Origin of the sequence: Nostoc sphaeroides (assembly GCF_003443655.1) — a bacterium.
Classification (GTDB): domain Bacteria; phylum Cyanobacteriota; class Cyanobacteriia; order Cyanobacteriales; family Nostocaceae; genus Nostoc; species Nostoc sphaeroides.
In genome coordinates, this window is record NZ_CP031941.1 from 3,071,205 (window position 1) to 3,097,153 (window position 25,949).

15 protein-coding genes and 1 pseudogene are annotated in these 25,949 nt (G+C 41.2%); 12 read left to right on the forward strand and 4 right to left on the reverse strand.

Annotation, left to right across the window (positions count from 1 at the left end):
• The first annotated feature begins 165 nt into the window (after window positions 1–165).
• Window positions 166–3,684, forward strand: coding sequence for a methionine synthase (gene metH, locus D1367_RS13560; protein WP_118166917.1), 3,519 nt, complete (start codon window positions 166–168; stop codon window positions 3,682–3,684).
• A 277-nt stretch (window positions 3,685–3,961) separates the two neighbouring features.
• Here the strand turns inward: metH and D1367_RS13565 are convergent, their stop codons facing one another.
• The 4 genes from D1367_RS13565 to hpsE (D1367_RS13580) form a co-directional block, all read right to left on the reverse strand.
• The gene (locus D1367_RS13565; protein ID WP_118166918.1) at window positions 3,962–4,852 is read right to left on the reverse strand and encodes a glycosyltransferase family 2 protein; all 891 of its coding nucleotides are present in this window, start codon (window positions 4,850–4,852) and stop codon (window positions 3,962–3,964) included.
• Between the two features lie 12 nt (window positions 4,853–4,864).
• A complete protein-coding gene (locus D1367_RS13570; protein ID WP_118166919.1) occupies window positions 4,865–5,995 on the reverse strand; it encodes a glycosyltransferase family 4 protein in 1,131 nt (376 codons plus the stop codon).
• Window positions 5,996–6,088: 93 nt separating this feature from the next.
• Window positions 6,089–7,087, reverse strand: coding sequence for a hormogonium polysaccharide biosynthesis glycosyltransferase HpsE (gene hpsE / locus D1367_RS13575; protein ID WP_228674897.1), 999 nt, complete (start codon window positions 7,085–7,087; stop codon window positions 6,089–6,091).
• Window positions 7,057–8,019: a hormogonium polysaccharide biosynthesis glycosyltransferase HpsE gene (gene hpsE, locus D1367_RS13580; RefSeq protein ID WP_118166920.1), complete on the reverse strand. Its 963-nt coding sequence runs from the start codon at window positions 8,017–8,019 to the stop codon at window positions 7,057–7,059. Before hpsE (D1367_RS13580) ends, hpsE (D1367_RS13575) begins: the two co-directional genes overlap by 31 nt.
• A 997-nt stretch (window positions 8,020–9,016) precedes the next feature.
• Between hpsE (D1367_RS13580) and hpsA the strand changes: the two genes are divergently transcribed.
• The 11 genes and pseudogenes from hpsA to ftsY all read left to right on the forward strand — a co-directional run bounded on the left by hpsA (window position 9,017) and on the right by ftsY (window position 24,822).
• Window positions 9,017–13,495 carry a hormogonium polysaccharide biosynthesis protein HpsA gene (hpsA, locus tag D1367_RS13585; protein ID WP_118166921.1) on the forward strand — a complete coding sequence of 1,493 codons (4,479 nt, stop codon included), beginning with the start codon at window positions 9,017–9,019 and terminating at the stop codon, window positions 13,493–13,495.
• A gap of 33 nt (window positions 13,496–13,528) precedes the next feature.
• Entirely contained in the window at window positions 13,529–14,233 is a 705-nt protein-coding gene (locus D1367_RS13590) for a prepilin-type N-terminal cleavage/methylation domain-containing protein (protein ID WP_181985176.1), read from the forward strand.
• 276 nt (window positions 14,234–14,509) lie between these two features.
• On the forward strand, window positions 14,510–15,562 hold the full coding sequence (locus tag D1367_RS13595; RefSeq protein WP_118166923.1) for a prepilin-type N-terminal cleavage/methylation domain-containing protein: 1,053 nt from the start codon (window positions 14,510–14,512) through the stop codon (window positions 15,560–15,562).
• Window positions 15,563–15,579: 17 nt separating this feature from the next.
• Entirely contained in the window at window positions 15,580–16,110 is a 531-nt protein-coding gene (locus D1367_RS13600; RefSeq protein ID WP_118166924.1) for a type II secretion system protein, read from the forward strand.
• A 60-nt stretch (window positions 16,111–16,170) separates the two neighbouring features.
• A complete protein-coding gene (locus D1367_RS13605; protein ID WP_118166925.1) occupies window positions 16,171–16,818 on the forward strand; it encodes a TIGR04282 family arsenosugar biosynthesis glycosyltransferase in 648 nt (215 codons plus the stop codon).
• A 605-nt stretch (window positions 16,819–17,423) separates the two neighbouring features.
• Window positions 17,424–18,565: pseudogene (locus D1367_RS33325) on the forward strand (ISH3 family transposase).
• Window positions 18,566–18,996: 431 nt separating this feature from the next.
• On the forward strand, window positions 18,997–19,839 hold the full coding sequence (hpsJ-B, locus tag D1367_RS13625; RefSeq protein ID WP_118166928.1) for a hormogonium polysaccharide biosynthesis protein HpsJ: 843 nt from the start codon (window positions 18,997–18,999) through the stop codon (window positions 19,837–19,839).
• A gap of 114 nt (window positions 19,840–19,953) precedes the next feature.
• Window positions 19,954–20,850, forward strand: a complete 897-nt coding sequence (locus D1367_RS13630) for a glycosyltransferase family 2 protein (RefSeq protein ID WP_118166929.1) — start codon at window positions 19,954–19,956, stop codon at window positions 20,848–20,850.
• 493 nt (window positions 20,851–21,343) lie between these two features.
• A complete protein-coding gene (locus D1367_RS13635; protein WP_118166930.1) occupies window positions 21,344–22,108 on the forward strand; it encodes a DUF502 domain-containing protein in 765 nt (254 codons plus the stop codon).
• A 203-nt stretch (window positions 22,109–22,311) separates the two neighbouring features.
• Window positions 22,312–22,953, forward strand: a complete 642-nt coding sequence (gene nusB, locus D1367_RS13640) for a transcription antitermination factor NusB (RefSeq protein WP_118166931.1) — start codon at window positions 22,312–22,314, stop codon at window positions 22,951–22,953.
• A gap of 207 nt (window positions 22,954–23,160) precedes the next feature.
• On the forward strand, window positions 23,161–24,822 hold the full coding sequence (ftsY, locus tag D1367_RS13645) for a signal recognition particle-docking protein FtsY (protein WP_118166932.1): 1,662 nt from the start codon (window positions 23,161–23,163) through the stop codon (window positions 24,820–24,822).
• Window positions 24,823–25,949 lie beyond the last annotated feature (1,127 nt).

A 25,949-nucleotide genomic window follows, 5' to 3' on the forward strand; every position in this document is an offset into this window, starting at 1 on the left:
TTATCGCGTCTCCCTAACCGGAAAAATGAATTTGACAGACTACTAGAGCATGTTTTCAAAACAGACTTTATGAAAAGATGCCGAAAATATCACAATCTTGGAAAATAATAAAGTAAGTCGAGTATCACAAGACTCACTTGATATCCTCATTTATTCTAGGAAAATATGACTCATCCTTTCCTTGAACGCCTGCGTAGTCCAGATAGCCCAGTCCTCGTTTTCGACGGGGCGATGGGAACCAACTTACAAACCCAAAACCTCACTGCTGAAGACTTCGGCGGCCCCCAGTATGAAGGTTGTAACGAATACTTAGTCCACACTAAACCCGAAGCAGTCGCTAAGGTTCACCGCGACTTTCTCGCTGCTGGTGCTGATGTCATTGAAACCGATACCTTTGGCAGTACCTCCCTCGTGCTGGCAGAATATGACTTAGCAGACCAAGCCTACTACCTCAGCAAGACAGCCGCAGAATTGGCGAAACGTGTGGCTGCGGAATTTTCCACGCCAGAAAAACCCCGCTTTGTGGCAGGTTCCATTGGCCCCACAACGAAACTCCCTACCTTGGGACATATTGACTTTGACACCATGAAAGCTACTTTTGCTGAACAAGCAGAGGCGCTGTGGGATGGTGGTGTCGATTTATTTCTGGTGGAAACTTGCCAAGATGTGCTGCAAATTAAGGCGGCGCTGAATGCCATTGAAGAAGTGTTTGCCAAAAAAGGCGATCGCAGACCGTTGATGGTTTCTGTGACAATGGAAAGCATGGGCACAATGTTGGTTGGTTCCGAAATCAGCGCTGTGGTGACAATTCTGGAACATTACCCAATTGACATTCTTGGTCTAAATTGCGCCACAGGCCCAGACTTGATGAAACCACATATCAAGTATCTGGCAGAACATTCACCTTTCATCGTTTCCTGTATCCCCAACGCGGGTTTACCTGAGAACGTTGGCGGTCAAGCGCACTACCGCCTGACACCGTTGGAATTACGGATGTCATTGATGCATTTTGTTGAAGATTTGGGTGTCCAAGTGATTGGGGGTTGCTGTGGGACGCGTCCAGAACACATTCAACAATTGGCAGAACTTGCTAAAGACTTGAAGCCAAAAGTTAGACATCCTAGCTTAGAACCAGCAGCAGCATCAATTTACACCACTCAGCCCTACGATCAAGATAATTCCTTCTTGATTGTTGGTGAACGTCTCAACGCCAGTGGTTCCAAGAAGTGCCGCGATTTGCTAAATGCCGAAGATTGGGATGGACTCGTTTCAATGGCGAGGGCGCAAGTCAAAGAAGGCGCACACATCCTCGATGTCAACGTCGATTATGTGGGACGCGACGGTGTACGGGATATGCACGAATTAGTTTCGCGCATTGTTAATAATGTCACACTGCCTTTAATGCTTGACTCCACCGAATGGGAAAAGATGGAGGCGGGTTTAAAGGTTGCTGGTGGTAAGTGTTTGCTGAATTCTACCAACTACGAAGATGGGGAACCGCGCTTTTTGAAGGTGCTGGAGTTAGCGAAAAAATACGGTGCTGGTGTAGTCATTGGTACTATAGATGAAGATGGAATGGCGCGGACAGCAGACAAAAAGTTTGCGATCGCACAGCGTGCATACCGTCAAGCTGTAGAATATGGTATACCACCCACAGAAATATTCTTTGATACCCTAGCGTTACCCATTTCCACCGGGATTGAAGAAGACCGAGAAAATGGTAAAGCCACCATTGAATCCATCCGGCGCATTCGTGAAGGATTGCCTGGATGTCATGTAATTTTGGGTGTTTCCAATATTTCCTTTGGTTTGAATCCAGCCTCGCGGATGGTGTTGAACTCAGTGTTTTTGCACGAGGCGACAACGGCGGGAATGGATGCAGCCATTGTCAGCGCTAACAAAATTTTACCGTTATCGAAGATTGATCCACGCCATCAAGAAATTTGTCGGCAGTTGATTTATGATGAGCGGAAATTTGATGGTAACGTCTGCGTTTACGATCCATTGGGAGAGCTTACCACAGCCTTTGCTGGGGTGACAACTAAGCGCGATCGCTCCTTAGATGAAAGTCTCCCCATCCCAGAACGTCTAAAACGTCACATCATCGACGGCGAACGCATTGGCTTAGAAGAACATCTGAAAAAAGCCTTAGAAGAACATCCTCCCTTGGAAATTATCAACACCTTTCTGCTAGATGGCATGAAAGTTGTCGGAGAATTATTCGGTTCTGGGCAAATGCAGCTACCCTTCGTATTGCAATCAGCAGAAACCATGAAAGCGGCGGTGGCATTTCTAGAACCCTTCATGGAAAAATCAGAATCAGGTAACAATGCCAAGGGAACCTTTATCATTGCCACAGTCAAAGGCGATGTCCACGACATTGGTAAAAACTTGGTGGATATCATCTTATCCAACAACGGCTACAAAGTGATTAACCTGGGAATTAAGCAGCCGGTGGAAAACATCATCAACGCTTATGAACAGCACAAAGCTGATTGTATTGCCATGAGTGGTTTGCTGGTGAAATCCACCGCCTTTATGAAAGAGAACTTGGAGGTATTCAACGAAAAAGGAATTAGTGTCCCCGTAATTTTAGGTGGTGCGGCGCTGACTCCCAAATTTGTGTATGAAGATTGCCAAAAAACTTACAAAGGTAAGGTTGTATATGGCAAAGATGCCTTTTCTGACTTGCACTTCATGGATAAATTAATGCCAGCAAAGGCAACTAATAACTGGGAAGATTTGCAAGGATTTTTGAACGAAGTTGAAACGGCTGAAGTTTCGACAAATGGTAACAAAGAACCAAAAGTTACAACTGCTGAAGAAACATCTGCTGAACCCAAAGTAGTAGATACGAGACGTTCTGATGCTGTGGCGATAGATATTGAACGTCCCACACCGCCTTTTTGGGGAACGCAGTTATTGCAGCCTAGTGATATTCCCATCGAGGAAATATTCTGGCACTTAGATTTACAAGCTTTAGTTGCTGGACAATGGCAATTCCGTAAACCAAAGGAACAATCTAAGGAAGAATATCAGGCTTTCTTGGCTGAGAAAGTTTACCCAGTTTTAGAAACTTGGAAACAGCGAATTCTTGAAGAAAATCTGTTACATCCCCAGGTGATTTACGGGTATTTCCCTTGTCAATCTGAGGGGAATTCTCTACATGTATGGAACCAATCACAGCAGGTTACAACTTTTGAGTTTCCTAGACAGAAGTCATTAAGGCGGCTGTGCATAGCAGATTTCTTTGCACCGAAGGAATCGGGAATTATTGATGTCTTCCCAATGCAGGCGGTGACTGTAGGGGAGATTGCCACAGAGTTTGCCCAAAAGCTGTTTGCTGCCAATCAATACACCGATTATCTGTATTTCCACGGCATGGCAGTACAGGTGGCAGAGGCTGTGGCTGAATGGACACACGCCAGAATCCGCCGAGAGTTAGGTTTTACAGCTGAAGAACCCGACAATATTCGGGATATATTAGCACAACGCTATCGTGGCTCACGGTATAGTTTTGGTTATCCCGCTTGTCCGAATATCCAAGACCAATACAAGCAACTGGAGTTATTGCAGACTGACAGAATTAACTTGTATATGGATGAAAGTGAACAACTTTATCCAGAACAGTCTACCACTGCGATTATTGCTTACCACCCACTAGCAAAATACTTCAGCGCGTAACCTTTCCCTTTTCCCCTTCTCCACAACGGTGAAGCTGACAATTCAGGTTATGTGGAAAAGTCCACGAAAACCTAACCCCCTAACCCCCTTCCCGTGTCGGGAAGGGGGAAAATTCAAAGTCTCTCTCCTTTTAGGAGAGAGATTTAGAGAGAGGTTTTTCAGATACCGCTGAATTGTCACAACGGTGAAGGGAGAATTAAACAAACCGTAAAGCTCGTGACACCTGAATTCTGTTTCGATAAAAATTGCATAAGTCGATAATATACAGCAGAGAAAACTATACAGTAGTCTTAACCAATTTTTTTCGCAAGTGCTGAATTATATACCTTGGGGAAATGATAAAAGCCTTCAGCAACATTTGTATTGCAAATAAAAATTTCTTCTTTTCACGCCATAATATTCTTGCTAATCTCATAGCATTGTGACTTCTAGTCTCGATTTCAAAATGCTTATAAGGCAGACTCAAATCATGAGCAAAAAATATATCCAATAAATGAAATGTCTCTTTCACCCATAGTTTATAATTTCCTGTAAGATTATTAGAATGAGAATATTTAGTTACTAAAAAGTAAGGAACATGAACGGCATTGCCTAAGCAAAATAATCGTAAAAATAGCTCTTTATCCTCGCCAATTCTAAGATTTTCATTAAAATAACCTGTCTTATCTAAAGCTTTTTTACTTACCACTACAATTGATGCCGTCAGTATAAAATTTTCAGACAATAGATGATAAGTTAAATTGGGATATGGTAGCCAAGGCTGACAACTAAACTTTTGAATTTTCCCATCTTGCATTTGGTGGATACACCCACAGAAAACTATTACATTATCAGGACTACTCTCAATATATTTAATTTGGGTTTCTAAATACTTAGGTAACCATTCGTCATCAGAATCCAAGAAAGCTATAAAGCTGCCTCTTGCAAGCCGAATTCCTTCATTCCTTGCCCCACCAGCCCCAGAATTATTTGCTAAACTAACGCAGCAAACACCAGGATATTTTTCTGCAATAAAAGTTGCAGTTCCATCAGTTGAGGCATCATCAACTACAATCAACTCGTAATCAGTATACGTTTGATTCAAAACACTATTTATGGCTCTTTCTAAATAATGTTTACGATTACAAGTAGGGATAATGACTGAAACTTGAGGTTCACTTATTTGCATATTAATTAACCTTTATTTTCGATAATTTAAGAGAATTTTTTCAATTCCATTAACCATTTTGTCTACATTAAAACTATGTATTATATGTTCCCGACATTTCGCACTTAATTGAGGATCTAAATTTTTCCATTTCAACACAAAATTCAAAGTATCTGCTAAATTTTCTACATTTCCTGGTTCACAGAGCATAGGTTGAAACTTTCCTGTCAAGATTTCAGGTATTCCACCAGTACGACTAGCTACCACAGGAATTCCACACGCCATTGATTCAATAATTGTTCTGCCAAATGGTTCAGAATGTAAACTGGTTAAAACTGTCACATCACTTATTTGATAGAGAGGAATAGGATTAGTTAGATGACTCAGAAATTTAACAGATTCTGCTATGCCCAGTTCAAATGTTAGATGTTCTAGAGACTTTTTATATTCCTCTGGATAACATAATGGTTTGCCAGCAATCAATAACTTGGCACTTTTGTGGTTTTTGAGAAATAAAGAAAAACCTCTAATCAGCGTTTCGAGTCCCTTCTCCTTATCCAATCTTCCAATGTAAGAGATAACTTCTACATCATCAGAAATACCCCATTCCTTTTTAGTAATGGATACATGGGCTGATGGTTGAAATTTTTCAATATTAATTCCGTTGTATACAACGTCAATTTTATCTTCTTTAAAACCTTGCTTTATCCAATCTATTTTAGTTTGATTGGAAACAGCAATTAAGTGTTTTGCACCCTGCATCCCAATACTCCACTGGAAACCAAGTTTTTGGATTTGCGGTGGCGGTAGACGAAGATGACAAACAAAGGGTATATTCTTACATACTGCTAATGTATAAGCAAAAAAACTATTATGATATTGGTTGCTGTATACTATGCTATCTTTAGTGGTTTTTATTTTTCTAGTATCTATAAAAAAGTTGTATAATGAATCAATTATTTTTTTCCTTTCAATCCTAAAACCATTAACTTTTATTAACTCCCTACAAAAAAACTGATACTCCTTAAATAAGTTGCCTTCTGTTACATACACTAAAGTGATAGTGTGTCCACGTTTATATAGACCCAGGCAAACATCAAATAGGCTCAATTCTTGTCCACCACGCAGAGAAGTTACTTCATTTTCTAAAACAATAATATGCATAAAAAGTCGGTAAATAAAGAGATTAATCAAACAAAAGTTAGTTTAATTAAAATTACTAATTATTTTACAAAATAGTTAAAAAGGATAATTATTTTAAGGATGTTCACTTTTTTGAAAAGCTATTTTACACAAATAGAAAGGACTGATAATAGTAGCAATTAGTCTTTTCATTTCACAAGCAGCAACAATATCGCTTTTCAAAACTTTTCGATATAAAATAAAATGCGATATTACTTTGCGTATATCGTTGATAAAATACATTAAAAAAGCAAAGGGTCTTTGCCAAGTTTTAAGTAGCTTCATACGCAAGTAATAGCGAGCTAGACCAACCCCATACATTAGAGAAATTAAGTAGTTTGGTTCCAATCTCCAAGATGGGATAATGTGAGCTATTACCATTGTTGGGTTGTACCAAATTTCCCAACCAGCTTGATGAATATATAGTAAAGATTCAGCATCTTCACTCCCTAACATAGATGAACCGACTCTACCGACTAAAAAAAGGCGAATGGGAACATTATCTCTCCAGACACTTCTGCGTACAACCAAGCCAGCCGCAGGAGGAAAGCCTTTCTTGTAAGGTTCGTATATATGAGGGTTTTCACCTCTTTCAGTAATTGCAAGATAAAATAAAATTGGTTTGACAGATTCTGGCGGTTCTACTTCAAAATTACCATGAATTTGGCTAGCCCAAGCTCCTGCTTGAGGATGCTCTTGTGCAAATTTATAAGCTTCCATGAGCCAATTATGTTCAGGCAAATTGTCATCATCTAAAAAACCTACAATTTCCCCTCTTGCTTCCAAAACGCCTTTTGCTCTTGCAAATGCTACCCCTTGTTGGGCTTCAAAAATATATTTCAATTGGAACAGATGACACCAGCTTTGTTGGTACTCGTGTATCACCCTCGCTGTCGCATCTGTACTATTATTATCAACAACAATAATTTCCCAATTGAGGTTTTCTACTCCTGTCTGATGAAGCAGTTTCTCTATAAGTAAGGGTAAACGAACCTCGCCATTATAGGTTGGAATTACTACTGTAAAGTCGATTAAAGGCATTTTTAATTCTGGTTTAAATACCGGGTTTTCCATAAGTAAATAGGACTGAACAGACTACTTAATATTAGTTGCATCTCACAAGCCGCTACTAGGTCAGTCTTAACTTGGGTGCGATATTTAAGCAGGTGAAAAATAATTTTACGTATGTCATTGGTCATATAAGCAATTATTGCCAACGGGATAAGCCAAGGCTTAACACTGATCATGCGGGTGACATGGCGGCTGAGTCCAATTCCACGAAAAAATGGAATTAAGTAGTCCCTTTGTAAGCGCCAACTAGGTATTTTATGATTCACCTGCATCGTAGGGTTATACCAGATTTCCCAGCCTGCTTTTTGGATATATGATAATACTTCCAAATCTTCACTGGTCAACATATTGCCTGTTATTCTCCCTGTTAGGACACAAGCTACAGGAACGCTCTCCAGCCAAGCTTGTTTACGTACAACAAGTCCAGCTGAGGGGGGTAGTAATTTTTTGCGAGGTTCATACAAAAGAGGCTGTGAGCCACGTTCTGTAATTGCCAAAAATGGAGCGATTCGATGAAAATTTTCTGGCGGTTTTACCTCAAAATTCGGGTGAATTTGACTAGCATAAGCACCAGCTTTTGGGTACTCTTGTGCAAAAGCATAGGCTGCTGTAACCCAATCTAATGCTGGCAAGTTGTCGTCATCAAGAAAGCCAATCAGTTCAGCATGACTTTCATGAATAGCTCTTTTTCGGGCGAAGGCTGCACCTTGTTGCGGTTCAAAGCAATAAATGAGCGGATTAGTAGTTGACCAATTTGCTTGATATTCTTGGACAATCTTGCTGGTGTTGTCTGTGCTGTTGTTATCGATGACAACAACTTCCCAGCGAAGATATTGGATGTTAACTTGGGTTCGCAACAGTTCCAAAACTTCAGGCAAACGCTTTTCGCCATTGTAGGTACAAATAGCTACAGTAAAATCAGTGGATGTGGTCATGTTCAGCAATCTCGTGCAAATGTGGTTGACAGCAACAGCATTTTAACAACAAAGCGTCGGCGTGTTGGCTGAAGTTTTTCCTATTTGTGAGTTTCTGCTTTGGATAGTGAAATCCTTTATAAAGCAGGCTGCTTGAGGAACAAGTAAAGATGAAGCCTTAAGCCTCAAATTTATATTACCCATATAATTGCAACAACTAACGCTTGCCTTCGCTCGACTTTATCCAAAATTAAGAACTGGGTTTTCTTTATCGGGCAAAAACCCTGGTTTTTTTGATTATCATTATCTTTAAAGCCTTTACATTTCGTTTTCCAGTCCTACCTCCGCACTAAGCGCCTTCATGTAAATATCCTTTTGAGAAATTGAGGACGTATTATGAATGCGCCCTAAAAATTTGTAAAAATCTCATTTAAACCTCATCTAATACCAATTTAATGTGAAGTTGCACATATCTAGATCCCCCTAAATCCCCCGATAAATTGGGGGACTTTGATTCTTTTTCCCCATTTTTTAAGGGGGGCTAGGGGGGATCGAGTTCTATGCAGCTTCATAAAAAATTGGTATAAGTTGAAAACCGTAGTTTTCGCCCTCACCCTAAATCCCTCTAAGAGACATGGGAGAAGGACTTTGAAATTCTGGCTCCCCGAATCCCAGATATGGGGGATAGGTTGGGGGATGAGGGCAAATCCTTTTCATCAGGGAAAAACTATAGGTTTCAAGATAGATATGGTTTAGTTTTTGTAATTGACGCTGATAGTTTTTGCCGAGTAAGTGGGTAACCTTAGTTCATCAGTATAGATTGCGTAAAGCCCAATGCTATTACTGAAAGAAAATTTCATCCTAAAAGCACAGGTCTTTGTCCAAAACTTTTCAGTTAAAACTAGATCCTCCCATCCCTTGTTAATAAGAGGGGTTGGGGGGATCTAAAAGAGTTTAACTCTATTAACCGAGATGTATTGGGTCTTTGGCTAAACTCTTTGGTTTTAATAATGCAGCTATGAATAAACGCAAATACATCAGAGCATTTACCCGCTTTCTACGGCAAGTTATTAAATTACAAAAAACTTTAAAAACATCAGCTATTCGCTGGTTAGTGCGTGTTTTACGTGTGAATTTCCGGCGACACCAAGGTGGGTTTGTGCTGCCAACAACTGTCATGCTGTTGTTGATCGTAACTTTGGTAGTCACAGCTATAATCTTTCGGACTTTCAGTCGTACCAGTCAGGTTATTAGCGAACGCCAACAACAAGTTATTTATAATGCAGCCACACCAGCAGTAGACCGAGCTAAGGCAAAGCTAGAGTATCTTTTTAGACAAGATACTCGTTTACCTGCTGGGGTAGCGTCAGATAGCACTATACAGAGTATTCTGCAAGCACCCGCCAGTGGCACTGACGTTTATACACTTCCAGGTGAGACACGCCTCGCCAATTTTCAGGACTCTAACAGCAACCCTGGCATTGGCTGGTATTTTACACAAAACAATCAAACTATTGCCTATTCAATTATTTTTAAGAAGCAAGCAACAAGCGCAGATGCTACTACTACTTATGCTGAGGTAACAAATGCTGATACTGCAAAAGCACCTTACTTTGTTGTTCGCAATGGCCCTGTCAATACCAATAAATCTACAGCAGACAAATGCGGTGGTGCAGTTCAATTGGCAGCCAATGAAAAAGATTGGGAACCTATTAACGCTGCAACTTTAGCTAAGACTTTTCAAGTTAACGCTTTTGTTGTAGCAAATGCTGACCAAGCAAATAGAACTGTAACTACACTAGAGTTACAACAAGATAGACAAGTAGATAAAGGTAATAAATGGGGAGCTTATTTCCGCTATGACTTTGAAGTAGCTCAAGATCCTACCTTCCGTTGGAACGGAGCTATACACAGTGATGGAAATATGTTCTTTGGATCATATAGCAATCCTTTTCAATCCTACTTAATTAGTTCTCCCTCTTCTTGTGTCAATACTTCAGCTAGTGATTCTAAAGTTACAGTCAGTAGTTATACTGATACTTCAGGTGCTACTACCTTTCAAGGTCAAATAGTTGCAGGTAGATTAAGCAAAGCTGAAGGTAACAACGGCCAACAATTCGGGGGTTCATCAACATTTGATTTATTTAACGGTAATGGAAATCCTCCAACCCAAAATCAAGGATTCGACGACACAAAAGATTCAGTCACTCCTGGAAGCGGCAAAACACCTGTTGATATAGCCCTTGATCCAGTGGCTTTATTGACAGAAGATAAATTTAAAGCTAGGGGTTCTGACATAACAAACACAACTTATAGAGATACTGCTTGGAAAACAAGAAATTTCTTTACAAGTAAAAGAATTTTTAATGAAGAAACAAATCCGCCTTATCTAGATGATACTTATCGGGCTGATAACCTTTATGGGCCAAACCCTACTTATGACGGGAAGCCCATTGCCAGCAGTCTAGTCAAAATACCATCAGGTAATAAAGTCGGTGATCTGATTACTTCCACTAATGCTGGTACCAATTACGATTCTCTCACCAGAAATACCCCCCCAGACCCAAAAAATCCAGAGGCTTTGGGCTTAGATGGCTATTGGGAGCGACGAGCAGTCACAGGGGGCTTACGAGTTATTGTTGGACAAAGGCTGGAATTGACTGAAGCGCCACTTCCTACAAACCCAGTTACACCCACTGGTATGGGTAGGGAACATGAGTTTCTCCAGCGCCGCACTCAAAGAGATAATTTAGCTGCGGTGCAAGCTACTGCTGTTTATCACTACAAAAGTGGCAGTGGATTGACTCCTTTAGCTTGTCTAGCAACTACGGTTCACCCAGGAACAGCAGAAACCCTGAAACGAAGCTCAACTTTTGAACAAGTAAACTTTAAAGATGAAGCAGGTACTACTCAAACTAAAATAATTACCGACTTTTTCACGGGTAAAGGTACTAATGGTTGGGAGTTTAGTTTTCCTGCTGATACTCCTGCCCTACAGAAAGCGCTACAAAATCTGGCATATTTGGGCGGAGATCCTTACGGCGCTTTCCCACCCAGGCAGGATTCTGCATCATCGCAGGCAGTTAGTGGGCAAACAGTTGTTCACCCGTATCCACAAATGACGTCAACTTTTGGGGATTTTTCTAATCTGCGTCGGGCGCTCGCGGTTTCCAGTGGTTCAAGAAGCATTGCAGATAAATCTTATATAAATACGGCAAGTTGTATGTTGGGGATGTTAGCCTACAATATGAACTTTCCTACCCAATATGATTACGTTCAAAACTGGGACACTACGGATTCAACTACTAAGCTGTTGGATGATTTAGATGACGTTCTAAAGGGACAGCCTGGTGATAGCATAAATGGTATTCCAGCCAATCAACCTGACAAGGCGATCGCAGCGTTAGAAGCCTTATCAATAGCGAAACAGAATGATGCAACTGCTAGTGCCGCAGAAAAAGCCAAATATGTTGAATTTGTGAGATTGGCACGGCTAATTGCCGCCAAGGAACAGATGAGACTAGATCGCAGTCCTTCTAATGTCAATTGCACCAATCCTACGTTTCATGCGCCTAATACTAGCGGTAGCGGTCCTTCTGGGACAGCAAAAAATTCACAAGCTCTTTTTAAACTGTGTCCTAATGACCGTAAGTACCCAATTTTGTACTACCTCTTCCCAGCAGAAGGCGAGAGCCATAACGAGGAATCGCACGTTTTAAACCGCAGTAACAACACATATATCACCGCAGTTAATCCAGCAGTAGCTGGCACTAACCGCTACCAGGAACAAAGTGACGTAGATGATATATCAGCCATTGCAACTACTCCAAAGACAGCAGCATCAACTTGGGTTACTCCCCGAAGTGTCAGTAGTGTTAGTGGTTCTCACTTACCCAATAACAACACAACAGGCTCAAATAACCTAGTTAAGTATGTTGATTCCGCAAATGCTACACCTGTATACTACCAAGTCGCCTTTAAAGATGCTGCCCTGTTTAACGGACGGGAGATGATGAGCGTGCGGGTATTAGATGTTGACCTCAACCTGCTGCGAACTACAAATGCTCCAGTTGGTGATACATGGCTACCGATTAATGATAATACTGCCAGCGATCCTAACGCACCGCCTCCCAATGGTATATTTTACGCCTTCCGAGAAGATGCAGTGAGGGAAGATGGTATTGCTAGACCCGCAGGAACAGCTATGAATGCCATCCCTGGTAGTCTTAGCGATCCAACTATCACAACTGCTAATGGCATTTCTACCAAATCTGTAGACTACTACCCAGATCCAGATCGTCGTCCTTATGGGTTCCGGTTGAAAAATGGTTCTAGGTTAGATAGGGGGACAAACACAGCTGGTATGTCCTTTGTTTCCAACAACTCTGTTTATATCCAAGGCGATTTCAACCTCCACAGTGCCGATGGCACTAATACTGCCAGCAAATTATTAGAAGAGTTCAAAAACGACCCTGCCGATAGCACAGCTGACGACAACCTGGGCAAGCTGAAGTTAGACTGGTCTAATTTTTATCTCAGAACTAGGAAAGACGAAAGGTTTGCCACACCAGCATCAGATACTTGGCGACCTACAGAAGTTCTGGGCGATGATGTTAATATTTTGTCCAATCAATTCTGTGCCGGTAGTATACAAGATGGAATTATCAATGCTGGAATTACACAGCCATCCTCAGACTTAGATCAGTACGGTTGCGATCGTGCTGCTACATACACTTCCTACCTCAACCAAAACCGTCCCAACTTGCCAATGAATTCAAGTGTTCTTGCTGCTAATAAGTCATCAGGAACTAATAATTGGATTAGGACTAATCCTTACGATACTACTTCCCCAATTGACATTGACCCAAATGGTAAGCCCAGGTACTGTATTGATAACACCATACCTTGTCCATCTAATAAGCAGCAATCATACGAACTCATTGCTACTGGTGACGGCAGCTATCCCGATAGCTACCTCAGATTTCAAGATCAAGATCCTAATGGAGGTATAGGTGGTAATAGAAAATCTGTTGCTTTAGCTAATAACACCAGAGTCAATTCAATTATCGTTCAAGGTATCATTCCATCACGAGGTGGGCAGTCCTATGGAGGCTTCCATGTGTTCCCGCGAATGTTTGAAAATTGGCAGCCAGGAGACATAAAATTTTTCATGTCAGGAGCTTTTATACAATTAAGATTCAGCAATCAAGCTACAGGTAACTTTGACCAAGAAGCTTGGGAACCAGGTAATACACCTACTGCGGCTAATGAATATGCATGGTATTTCCGCCCACCTAGCAGCCGTCTCTGGGGTTATGATGTCGCTTTGCAATTTCAAACAGGAGGCCCGGTATCTCGACGCTTTGCCGTCCCTAGTACTAACCGTAGTGAAGTTTATCGGGAGCTAGCTGTAAACGACCCATATATTCAGAAATTGCGCTGTGCAAAGAAGAGTGCAAGCGGGCCCTACATTGATCCTACCGCTTCTTGTTCTTAACGTTTCCAGTTGAAGGAGAATAATATGCTACCAATGAAGATATGCTCACATCTGTCAACAGGACTCAAAACTTATCTTGAGTTACAAAAACCAGTTGTCAAACGACACCCGGAAGCAGGATTTACCATTATAGAATCCTTGATTGCGATGATTGTAGTTACCATCGTTGTTGTAGCAATTACTCCTCCGATTTTTTTAGTGGTAGCTACTCGCGTTCAAAATCAAAAAGCTCAACAAGCAATGCAATTGGCTCAACGCCAAGTTGATAAAGTACGTATATTGGCCGAAAAGGGAGGTTACGCCGATAGTGTATTACCCTCTCTACCTTCTACTTCATCTGAAGCAACAGGTAATGTAGAAGCAGTGGGAGCGCCTACAACTTTTCTTTCTTCTACTTATCCCTGCACTAGTTTTACTACTACTAGTCCTGCTTCATCTGAGGCTTGTCCTGTGTATAATAGCACTAACAGTACTACGCCCAGTTTTTATATACAAACATTCCGTACTAAGCAAAAGAGTTATGGAACCCCCTCTCAAGTAGTTGCATTTCAAATGGGGGTAAGGGTGTATGCAGCTATAGCTAACGGAGAGTCAGGACTGCAAACGACCCCAGCATCTCTTAAATTCACTACAGAGATGGGACAACAGCGAAAGCGTCCTTTGGCTGTGATGTACACTTCGATAGTTCGCAGCGACCTCAAAGATTCTCTAACTAGATATAAGGAATTTCTACAATAGGACTTACGCATTAGATCCTCCTAAATCCTCCTTAAAAAGGAGGACTTTGAAAAGGTTATTGAGACAGGTTTTGACCCTCCCTTCCTCCCGAAGCGGGTAGCGGGCTACGTCTGTTTTATATTTTTTAAGGTTGATCTACTTAATTAGGACTTACGCAAAACTACACGCTGTAGGGGCAATTCATCAATTGCCCCTACCTGAGAATCAGGGTTTCGGCTATTGTTTGCGTAAGTCCTGTTAATGTCATATTTGTTATTTTTATCAGGCTGAAAATCTATGACGAAAAGACATTTGAAATTGCTAGTGAATTTGTTCTGGGTCTATTCTAAAAAAAACCAAACAGCAGGCTTTACCCTTATAGAACTTTTGATAGGACTCTTAATTGCTTCTATAATTATTTTGGCTTTGTTGTCACTGGTTGTAGATATCTTGCAAGTTGACAGCCGGGAAAATGCCCGCAATGAAACCCAACAGGAAATGCAGGGGGCATTAAACTATATGGCAGCAGAATTACGTGAGGCGGTGTATGTTTATGACAACAATTGTATGTCAACTACAGTTCAAGGTACTGCCGCAACCACAACTGCTACAGCTAGTGCTAATTATTGTCCAGGGCTGCAAAACTACTTACCAACATCATTAATTACTACTACTCAAAAACCTGTTCTGGCTTTTTGGAAACCGGAAGTAATTGATGACACTGGATCGAGTAGCTTGAATACTTTGGGTACTTGCAGTGGTATAACGAACGTAACAAAAAAAGAAGATTGTCAAGACCTTTTAGTTAAGCGTCGGACTTATACATTAGTTGTTTATTTACAATCAACTACTTCTGATATCACTTGGCGAGGAAAATCTCGGATTATCAGGTATGAGCTAGATAAATATAGCAGTATCACCAGTAGTGATCTGGTTCAATCTACAGGATATGTAGACCCATCCGAAACAGATAGTACTTCCTTTCAAATGTGGCCAATAAAATCTAGTGATGGTACTAATCTGCAAGCATCTCTACCATCAGGAAGCGGCGTTAATGTTTTAGTAGATTTTGTTGATGCTCCTGATGCAACAAATACTGGTACTATTCCTGGATGCGACACTGGTTATATCCGTAGTAACACTACAAGTAATAGCTTTTTTGCCTGTGTTAGGACTGCTGTGCCACCTTCAGGATCAACAGCAGTTGCCAGTGGAGTCAATCAAGATGTAGTGATCTATCTCAGGGGTAATGCTAATGGGAAAACTGGAGTAACAAGTGATACTTATCGTCCAGTTTTACAAACTCAAGTACTGATACGTGGCGTTATTAATAAAATTCCAGAATCATAGCTGAATTATAAGTAAAGATGAAAAAACAATTTATATCAGAGCAATCAGAAGGTGGTTTCACTTTAATTGAACTACTCGTAGTTATTCTCATGATTGGTGTGCTATCTGCGATCGCTGTTCCTAGTTGGCTGGGATTTCTTAATCGCCAAAGGGTAAATACCGCACAAAAGACAGCATTAACAATATTACGTGATGCCCAAGCTAATGCCAAACGCGAAAGAGTAAAGTGGCAAGCTTGTTTTTGGGATGATGGCAATCAAGTTTTAGCTTCAATACAACCTGTAATTTCTTCAAATGAATGTCAAAGCACGAATGGAAAATCTTTGATTACAGATGACTCTAAAGCAATTACATTTACTTCCACTTTTACTCAAAACCCTACTAACTACTATCGTGTACAGTTTAAGTATGATGGTTCTGTAAATGGAGTTGGAGAACTGGGTAGAATTATCTTCACGCCTCGAAATAGTAGTGGTACTAAAAGGTGCGTCATCGTTTCAACTATATTAGGCGCAATGCGGACTGATAAGGATAGTGGATGTAACTAATCAATCTGAATAACTCTATTTAAATTAAAATATTATTAGTTTATTCAAATAAGGTATTGTGTGCTGAACTTACCAGCAATCTCAAAACAGCACTTGATTATTTTTACTCGCTATCCAGAACCAGGGAAGACTAAAACCAGACTGATACCTGCCTTGGGAACTGTTGGTGCTGCCAATCTTCAACGGGAAATGACTGAACATACAATATTTCACGTTCAAGAATTGCAAAAAGCCATTGCCATATCTGTGGAAGTGAGATTTGCAGGTGGCGATTCGCAACTTATGCAAGACTGGCTGGGGTTAGATTTGGTTTACCAGTCTCAAGGTGAAGGGGATTTAGGTTCGCGGATGGCGCGATCGCTTTTCGAGGCTTTTCAATCTGATGCCACAAAAGTAATTATCATCGGTACAGATTGTCCTGGAGTTAATGCCCAGATTCTAGAGACAGCCTTTGAGAAGTTACACTCCTTTGATATGGTACTTGGCCCTGCGATCGATGGTGGATATTACTTAATTGGCTTACGGCAACCCATCCCGGAGTTATTCGTTAACATCGAGTGGGGAACTGCTCAAGTATTCCAGAAAACCGTGGACATTGCTCAGAAACTTAATTTATCTTATGTGAACTTGTCGCCTTTAGCTGATGTTGACCGACCGGAGGATCTGCCGATTTGGGAACAAGCCCTTGCAAGGGAGATGGAAAAATAAGGGAAATAAGTAGTCGGACAAAAATATTTACAGTCATTGCGAGCGTTCGCGCAGCGTCTCGTAGAGAAGCGAAGCAATCCCAGCCCTTGCGATTGCTTCATTCCGCTTCGCTCCATTCGCAATGACATTGTGTAATTAATTCTGTCTGACTACTTATAGCGATTTTTATATGGATGCAAAAGTGGATGCAAAAGCCACTAGTGGTCTGTCTCATTAATTCTGATTGATTAGTTTGTTACCAAAACCCTGTAAAGACGCGAAATTTCGCGTCTCTGCAACCCCGCAAAATTAATGGGACAGGCCATTAGGGGGATACATTTGTCACAGGTGTCAACTTAAGCTAAAAGTCAGTAGACCGAAAACTTTTGCGATCGCTCTGTGATGGATACTTGCGAATCTGATTATTGCCTAAAAAACTGTACTTTTTGATACAAATTTTGGAAGATTTGTTGAGAGATATTATATAAGCAAAACTAATATTTTGAAGACTAAGGTAAGGGTAGCTCTCGCACCAGAACAATCTTCTGGTGCTGGTCTTGGAATTTTTGTAAAGTATTGGGGTGAAGAAGCAAAATTTTTGACGATTAGGATTAATTAGTTTGGCTATGACTGCAACCACCCCAGTTCTAACTGATAGTAAAACTTTGAACGAAGTAGTGAACTGTTTAACTGAAAATATTCCAATTCAGACTCAAGGCAAGTGTGAACAACAAAATATCTTTGAAATTCTAATTCGAGCAGCCACCCAAAAAGATAGTATTGAAAATACTAGCAAAGTCTTAAAAAATGTTCCTACAAGTAATGACATACGTTACCATTTAGAGAAATATTCAGACCTAAAATCTCTGGAATTAGACTTAAATACAGCACTACAAAGTCGCTTGCCAGATGGAATTCGACAGGGAAAACAAAAAATAGCCATTGACTTTAACTTAATTCCTTATTATGGTGAACCGACACTCTTTAGTTGCACCATATATTTACAGAAGTCAAGCGAAAAGTGGCACTTGTTCTTTTTATGCCTACGCTACTGTCTATGTAATTAAGAAGAATAAACGAGTCACCTTAGCTATTAAAGCTATTCAACAACAAAATACTTTAGTGGCAATTATCACTTACCTTTTAGCACTGATTGAGCCTTTAAATCTTCAAGTCGAAAGATTGTATTTAGACCGGGAGTTCTTCTGTGTACCAGTGATTAGATGGTTACAAGCTTTGGATATTCCTTTTGAAATGCCAGTTATTATTCGAGGCAAACATGGCGGAACTAGACAATTAATTAGAGGGCGGCGTAGTTACAAGACTAGTTATACTTTAAACAGCGATAAATATGGCTCAGTTACTTTTAATGTGTGGATAGTTTGTACATATAAAAATGGTAAAAGACTTTTCGCTTGGGCGGGAGTTTTTTATTTACGCCGTTTATAAAGTTAAGCTGTCATTACATTCAATACATGATGACTACCGTCTTCGTTTCGGAATTGAAAGTAGCTATCGGATGAAAAATCAATGTCGCATTAAAACTACTATTAAAAATCCTACCATTAGACTTCTATTTGTAGCTTTATCATTTTTAATTATTAATATTTGGATTTACCTCGTATGGCATTATCTTAGCCGTTTAAAAAGAAGCAGACGACAAGTTTTTTCTCATTTATTTACCCTCAAACAGATGCTTGAGTTTTTACGTCAAGTAGTAGACCGCAACTATGGAGTAAAGAGCGAAGTTTGTTTACCATCTGGGTGATTTTGGTTGATTTCCGAGATATTTAATAAGTTTTACTTATTTATTATCCAGAGCAGTCAGCTTTTTTATATTCCCTAAGAAAACGGTATCATACACTACTATTTTTTAGCGATCGCAGAACTTTTAGGTCTACTGAAAGTAGCTTAACTGTTGGGTTCCTCACCCGCCTGGGAATAAATTCCTTTGGCTTTTAGCTAAAGTCTACTGAAGTAGACTAAAGATTTTTGGCTATATTTATATTTAGTCATCTCTGAGATGACTACTGTACATAACAAATGTTACTCTGGCCTAGTTGAAAACCAAGAGGCAGATAGCCTTTACCAATATTGAATCTGCTTTGTGTTTCTATACAATAGTCACGGTCATAGGCACAATATTCAAGTAGCTTGAAATATGAAAATCACTCGTATTCACCGCCAGTTCAAAAAACTATGGTCAACCGTTTTACTTCCGTGAGTACTGCCCTCACACTTAAGGTAGTTGGAATAATTTGCATTTTGTCCTTTTTTGTTGACTTTTTGATTCTATTGTTACCTTTTCAACCGACTGATCGGGTATGGCAAATCAACTTGGCAACAGCGGTAGTTGATCGTGGAATTGTGCCTCTAGTCGGTTTGGGTCTGCTGTTTGCTGCCTATTGGATTGATACTGCTGATGCAGCAAGCGATCGCCCCCAAGGGATCGATTTAAGATTTCCCGCCGTGATCCTCTCAAGTATTTTAGGGTTGATGTTCTTGCTGATTTTTCCCCTGCATCTCAATAACGTCAATCAAGCGAAGGCTCAAACAGTTAACCGCATCGCCCAAGAAGCAGATCAGGCAGAAAATCAACTAAACGCTCGGTTCTCGCAATTGCAAGCACAACTGACTACTGATCAAGGAAAAGCTCAACTCGAACAACTGCGAAACCAAACCAAAGCTCAGTTTAGTGAAATCCTCAAAGATGACCAGAGATATAAGCAAGCACTTGAAAGCTCTCAAATTCCCGCAAATATCAAAGAGTTATTGAAGAAGGCTAAAACAGATCCCCAAGCACTTGAAAAAGCTATCGAACAACAAACAGATATTCAGACGCTGCGAACTCAACAACTGAGCCAAGTTCGCCAGCGCAGAGACGAAGCAGATAAACAAGCTAAAGATACTGCTTGGAAGTCTGGACTGCGGATTGGGATTAGCAGTTTACTGTTGTCCATTGGTTACATTATCATCGGCTGGACAGGCCTAAGAGGTAGGGGTGCTGTACAAGGTGGTAAACCTAGAGCTACTGCACGCTAATCCATTATCGGTATGGCAGTAGGACGTTTGACGGCTTGTACTGCCATACGCCTAATATCTAGTAACAATAAAAAGGCAATTATCACTTAGTAAAATCGCTATAAAACTTGGGTAATGTTCTCAATTTACATACTGACATATAACGAAGAGTTAGATATTGCTGCTTGTATCGAATCGGCGATGCTATCGGATGACATCATTGTTGTGGATTCATGCAGTAGCGATCGCACTGTGGAAATCGCCAGGCGCTATCCCATCCGCGTCATCCAACACGCTTTTGAAAGCCACGGCCGCCAACGCACCTGGATGTTAGAGTCTATCCCGCCGAAGCACGAATGGGTTTACATTCTCGAAGCTGACGAGCGGATGACACCAGAACTGTTCGCTGAATGCGAAAAGGCAAGTCAGAGTGTTGACTACATCGGTTACTACGTGGCTGAACGTGTCATGTTCATGAATCGTTGGATTCGCTACAGCACACAGTATCCCCGTTACCAAATGCGCCTCTTTTGCCACGGTAAGGTATGGTTTACAGATTATGGTCATACTGAACGGGAAGTTTGTGAGGGTGCAACTAGCTTTTTAAAAGAGACATACCCACATTACACTTGTAGCAAAGGTTTGAGCCGATGGATTGACAAGCATAACCGTTATTCTACAGACGAAGCTCAAGAAACGCTATATCAACTAGAACAGGGAAAGGTCAACTGGCAAGATTTATTCTTTGGCAAATCGGAAGTCGAAAAACGCCGCGCCTTGAAAGATTTGTCTTTGCGTTTACCCGCCAGACCGTTGCTACGCTTTGTATATATGTATTTTATCTTAGGCGGCTGTTTAGATGGACGCGCCGGAATTGCTTGGTGTACATTGCAGGCATTCTACGAATATCTGATTTTGCTCAAAGTCTGGGAAATGAAGTATTTACCAAAACCTAATTTAGAGGCAACAGCAATTCTGACACAGGAGATTACACAACAGAATTCTGAAACGACACAGGCTGATGTGGCGTAAATTTTGAAGTAGCGATCGCCTACTTGTCCGTCGTGGGCGATCGCAAAATTCAGAAGTATAGTAGCACATCTGTGCTATAATAGTCGGTCTTACATTTAAACAAAAACTTTTATAATCATAAATTAATATTTTTAACGGAACATTTTCATAAAAGCCTCTCCTGCTCAACTGACCAGATAAAACAATTCCTCTGTTTACCCGCTCGTACTTTCACAATCATGAGCAGCTTTTGATTGAGCGCGGTAGATTAGTAATACATAAGGACTTGCAACAATCGTTTACAAGTCTTACAAATAAAAGTAACATCCTTTGAAAATAACTAGTCGGTATCAGATTGGTTAATGTCTATGTGTATGCTTGTAGGAAAATAGCTGATTTCCAGCAACAAGTACGTGTTTTTGTGTCAGCAGCCAATTTGCTAACGTTTTAGACAGTTACTTGCGGTAAAAACTGCCTAAAGTTAAAGTCTTCGGAATTTGACGAATCTGCTGGTATGAATACCAATAACAAAAGTTCCTCTAGCTTAAAACAGGAGAATCGGGGCTTGGTAATCGATCGCCTAAAACAGGACTTAAAAAACGACCTGATCGCTGGTTTGTTGGTAGTAATTCCCCTAGCAACTACTATCTGGCTAACGATTACCATTGCTACTTGGGTAATCAACTTCCTCACCCAAATTCCCAAACAACTGAATCCCTTTGATGGGTTAAACCCAGTTCTAGTAAATTTACTTAATTTATTGGTAGGTTCCGCTGTACCGCTACTAAGTATTTTATTGATGGGCTTGATGGCTCGCAATATTGCTGGGCGGTGGTTGTTAGATTTTGGCGAACGATTATTACAGGCAATTCCTTTAGCAGGACAGGTATACAAAACCCTCAAGCAGCTTTTAGAAACAATACTAAAAGATTCTAATGGCAAGTTTCGCCGGGTAATTTTGGTAGAGTATCCCCGCCGAGGAATTTGGGCGATCGCTTTTGTTACTGGTGCAATCAGTAGTGATATCCAAGCCCAGATGCCTCGCCCTGTGCTAAGTGTTTTTATACCCACTACGCCCAATCCGACTACCGGATGGTACGCAGTAGTTCCTGAAGATGAGGTGGTAAACCTCTCCATGTCCATTGAAGACGCCTTTAAAATAGTTGTATCAGGTGGCATTGTCGCCCCCAATACGCCCTTGGTTTTACCCAAAGAGTCCACACTGGAAGTGAAACACAACGAAATCAAGCAGCAGGTTATTCCTGTTGAAGAAAGTTAAATTGGGGACTAGGGATTGGGGACTGGGTGAAGATGAGTATGTGGATTCATACCCTAAGCAAATCTTAAAATAATTTCTTTCCTAGTACCCAGTATCCAGTACCTTCTTAGCGTAATTTTGTTGTTTGACTGTACCAAATTTGATATGATTGCAAGTTTGCCCCGTCTAGTTAATCTGTTATCACCTAATCACCCCTCAGTTTTATGCAACCTCGGAAACCCCAGCAAATTGCTCGTGAATTGGCGCTTTTAAGCCTTAGCCAATTGCCAGTCAACCCAAAAAAATTAGATAAGTTGGAAGACGATCAACTAGTATCCAAATTGCTGCTAGGAGCAGTACGCACTTTGACCTCAGAAGTGCAAGATACCCTCGATAATGCCGCAGGTGAACTGCAACGCAGTAACGATCGCCTCTTAAGTAGCCAAACTCGGGCCTCCGATCTCAATAGTGCCAGAACAATGCTGCAAGAAGCGATCGCCTGCACCCAGACAGCAATCAATCAGTTGGGTACGGCAGTTGATTTTCCAGTATTAATTCAGTTAGCTAATCAGGACAAGGGAGTACGGAATTACGCTAAAGAGCTTGTGATTACCGTCAACGAAAATCGACAGATTATAGATGAACTCCTTTCTACTGCCTTAGTAGATTGGCAAGTAACTCGCCTCGCCCAAATAGACCGCGATATCTTGCAAATCGCTGTGGCTGAAATGAAGTTTTTAGGAGTTCCAGACAGTATCGCCATCAACGAAGCTGTGGAACTAGCCAAACGCTACAGTGGAGACGATGGTCATCGGTTTATTAACGGTGTTTTGCGCCGAGTCACTGAGCAGAAAAAAACAGCATAGCCTTTTTGACTTGCCAAAGTGAGAGGGATGAGGGAGATGAGGGAGCAGGGGAAAAAGAACTATTGATTATTGACCAATGCCCAATACTTCGACTTCTCTACGAGACGCTACGCGAACGCTCAGTACAAGTGCCCGATGCCCAATGCCCTAAGTTAAATTAAACTCAAAACTTATAACTATTAAACTCATATAACCAATACTGCTGCAATGGTTTTTAATTGGTTCCGTCGTAAATATAACGATTCCTCTGACACTCCCTCTGATAATAAACAGGAAGAAACTCCTCCTGCACAAGAACCTCAGCCAGAGCCAGCCGAAACGTCAAGACCAACTACTGAAACTGCTCCAGACACAACGACAGACTTGTTAGCGTTTGCTAAAGCTGCTTACAAAAATATTCAGCAAAAACAACAAGCCGAGGTAGTAGAAACCCCGGCTAATTCAGCAGATGCCTCAGTAGCATCAGCACAACCTGAACCCGCAGAAACGGCAATTGCGGAAATTACCGAACCAGAAGCAATTGAGGAACCTGTTAGTACAAAGGTAGAAACAGCACAGCCAGAAGTTATCCAAGCTGCTACTGAGGAAGAAAGTACAGAAGATTCCTCAGTAGCAGCAATTGCTGATCAAGATGTCACAAGCCCAGAACTCACAATAAATGAAGCTGAACCAACGCCCACCGAACCAGTAGCTACGCCAGAGGCAACACAGCCAACAGCACTATCCTTCTTAGAACGGGCGGCGGCAGAACGGCAAGCCAAGCTGGAACAACTAATGGCCACGGCCATTGAAGTTCCAGAACCAGAGGTAGTACAGCCAGTAGCTGCAACTTCAGAGACAGGAGAAGAAATTCCCGGACTGGTATTTGATGATGGGTTTGTCTGGTCGGCAAAAGTTTTAGCAGCTCAAGGTAGAAGTCCAGAAGACGTTTCTATTGAAGAAATTACCTGGCTGAAAAAGCTCCGGCAAGGGTTAGATAAAACTCGTCGTAGCATTCTTAACCAACTGAAGGCGATCGTTGGTCAAGGGCCGCTAAATCAAGCTGCTGTGACAGAAATTGAGGCATTGCTCCTGCAAGCTGATGTGGGTGTAGAAGCGACAGACTTTATTATCAATGCCCTACAGACAAAACTTCGAGAAGAAGTTACTGCACCTGAAGAAGCGATCGCTTACTTGAAAAAAATTCTCCGGGATATGCTGGATGCGCCAAGCAAAGCATCCCAGAAAACTACCTTTACCCCAGAAAAAGAAACCTTGAATATCTGGTTAATCACTGGGGTGAATGGTGCCGGTAAAACCACCACCATCGGCAAAATTGCCCACCTGGGACAAAAATCTGGTTATAAATGCCTGATTGGGGCAGCAGACACCTTCCGCGCCGCCGCCGTAGAACAGGTGAAGGTTTGGGGTAGTAGAAGCGGTGTGGAGGTAATTTCCAATCCGGGAAAAAATACAGATCCGGCAGCAGTTGTATTTGATGCGATCGCAGCCGCTCAAGCGCGTCAAACCGAATTACTTCTGGTTGATACAGCTGGGCGACTGCAAAACAAGAAAAATTTAATGGACGAACTTAGCAAAATTCGGCGAATTATCGACAAAAAAGCCCCAAATGCCAAAGTAGAATCTCTTTTGGTTCTAGATGCCACTTTAGGACAAAATGGACTACGGCAAGCCGAAGTTTTCTCCCAAGCTGCCCAATTAAGTGGCGTTGTCTTAACTAAGCTCGATGGTACAGCCAAAGGCGGCGTTGCCCTTGCCGTTGTACAACAGCTAGGTTTACCCATTCGCTTTATTGGTGCTGGCGAAGGAATTGAAGACCTGCGCCCCTTTTCTAGCTATGAATTTGTCGAAGCTCTCTTGAGCGGCTAATTGAAAAATTTGGAGTTAAATATTTTTCTTGACAACTGATAAATTTAGGGATGACTATCTGGTATTATCACTTGAACTCATTAGAAACAGATCAAGTGCTATAAATCATAAGTTTGTCACAATAAATGGATAACTTTTGCTAAAATTTCAAGCTAATGCCTTTTTTCATGCTCTGAATGGGCATTTAGACGCAACACACAAAACCCCCGAAGTTTCCATCTTGCAGCAATTTAAAGGGCAAGCGAGACGCTCACCCCCACAAATACAACTTATTGCAAGATGGACAGCAGTCTGAGCGGTGAGCAGTGCGTTGGGGAGCCAGCACAAAGTCCAGCACTGTGGGGGGTTTGCCTTTGCAGGTTATTGGTGTTGGCTATGGCAACTTGTATTCTTAGATCGAAAGAACTGCGTTAGCGAGTTGGCAAAACTCCACACTGCACCTAAGTTACTTAAGAGTAGGAATACGAGCAATACGGTTCGGATAAGATCCCACCGCCTGTGGCGACCCCCTTTTTAAGGGAGTAAAAGAGGAAATTAGCCCCCCAATTTATCGGGGGGTTCGGGGGATCTTCGCAGGGTAAACAAGCTAACCGAACCGTATTGGCAGTACGAGCATCATCCGTTTGCCCAGGGCCGACATTAAGAAAAGGACAGCTTCCGACCATCAGAACTTCGGAAAATCGTCCACTGTGGACTCAAAAAGCGAATTGGTGTAAGTGAGCTAATTCAACACTCCCAGGTGTATTCTCAGATCCTACTTGCGAAAGTATCTACAAATATTTTCTGTAATAAATCTAGGTTTTCACTCAAAAAACTTCCAGTTTCTTAGTTACCTCTACCCAAACAGTTACTATGAAAGCGTTATAAATTATTCTTTTGATAAAGTATTTTTATGACTTTAGAGATATGCTTTGGTAATTAAGTTATGAAAAAATGAAAAGCTTTCTTAACTATGACTGAATCTAGTAATTCTTACGGATTGGTTTTTGGCTAAAAATACATGATTTTAAATTACAAATTTTCCATCAAAAATACAATAAGCAAATAAAATACTGATAAAAGTTGCTTGTTACGTCTTTATACTCTTGCTAAAGTGACAAGTCTTATCTAAATATGGTTTAGCAATG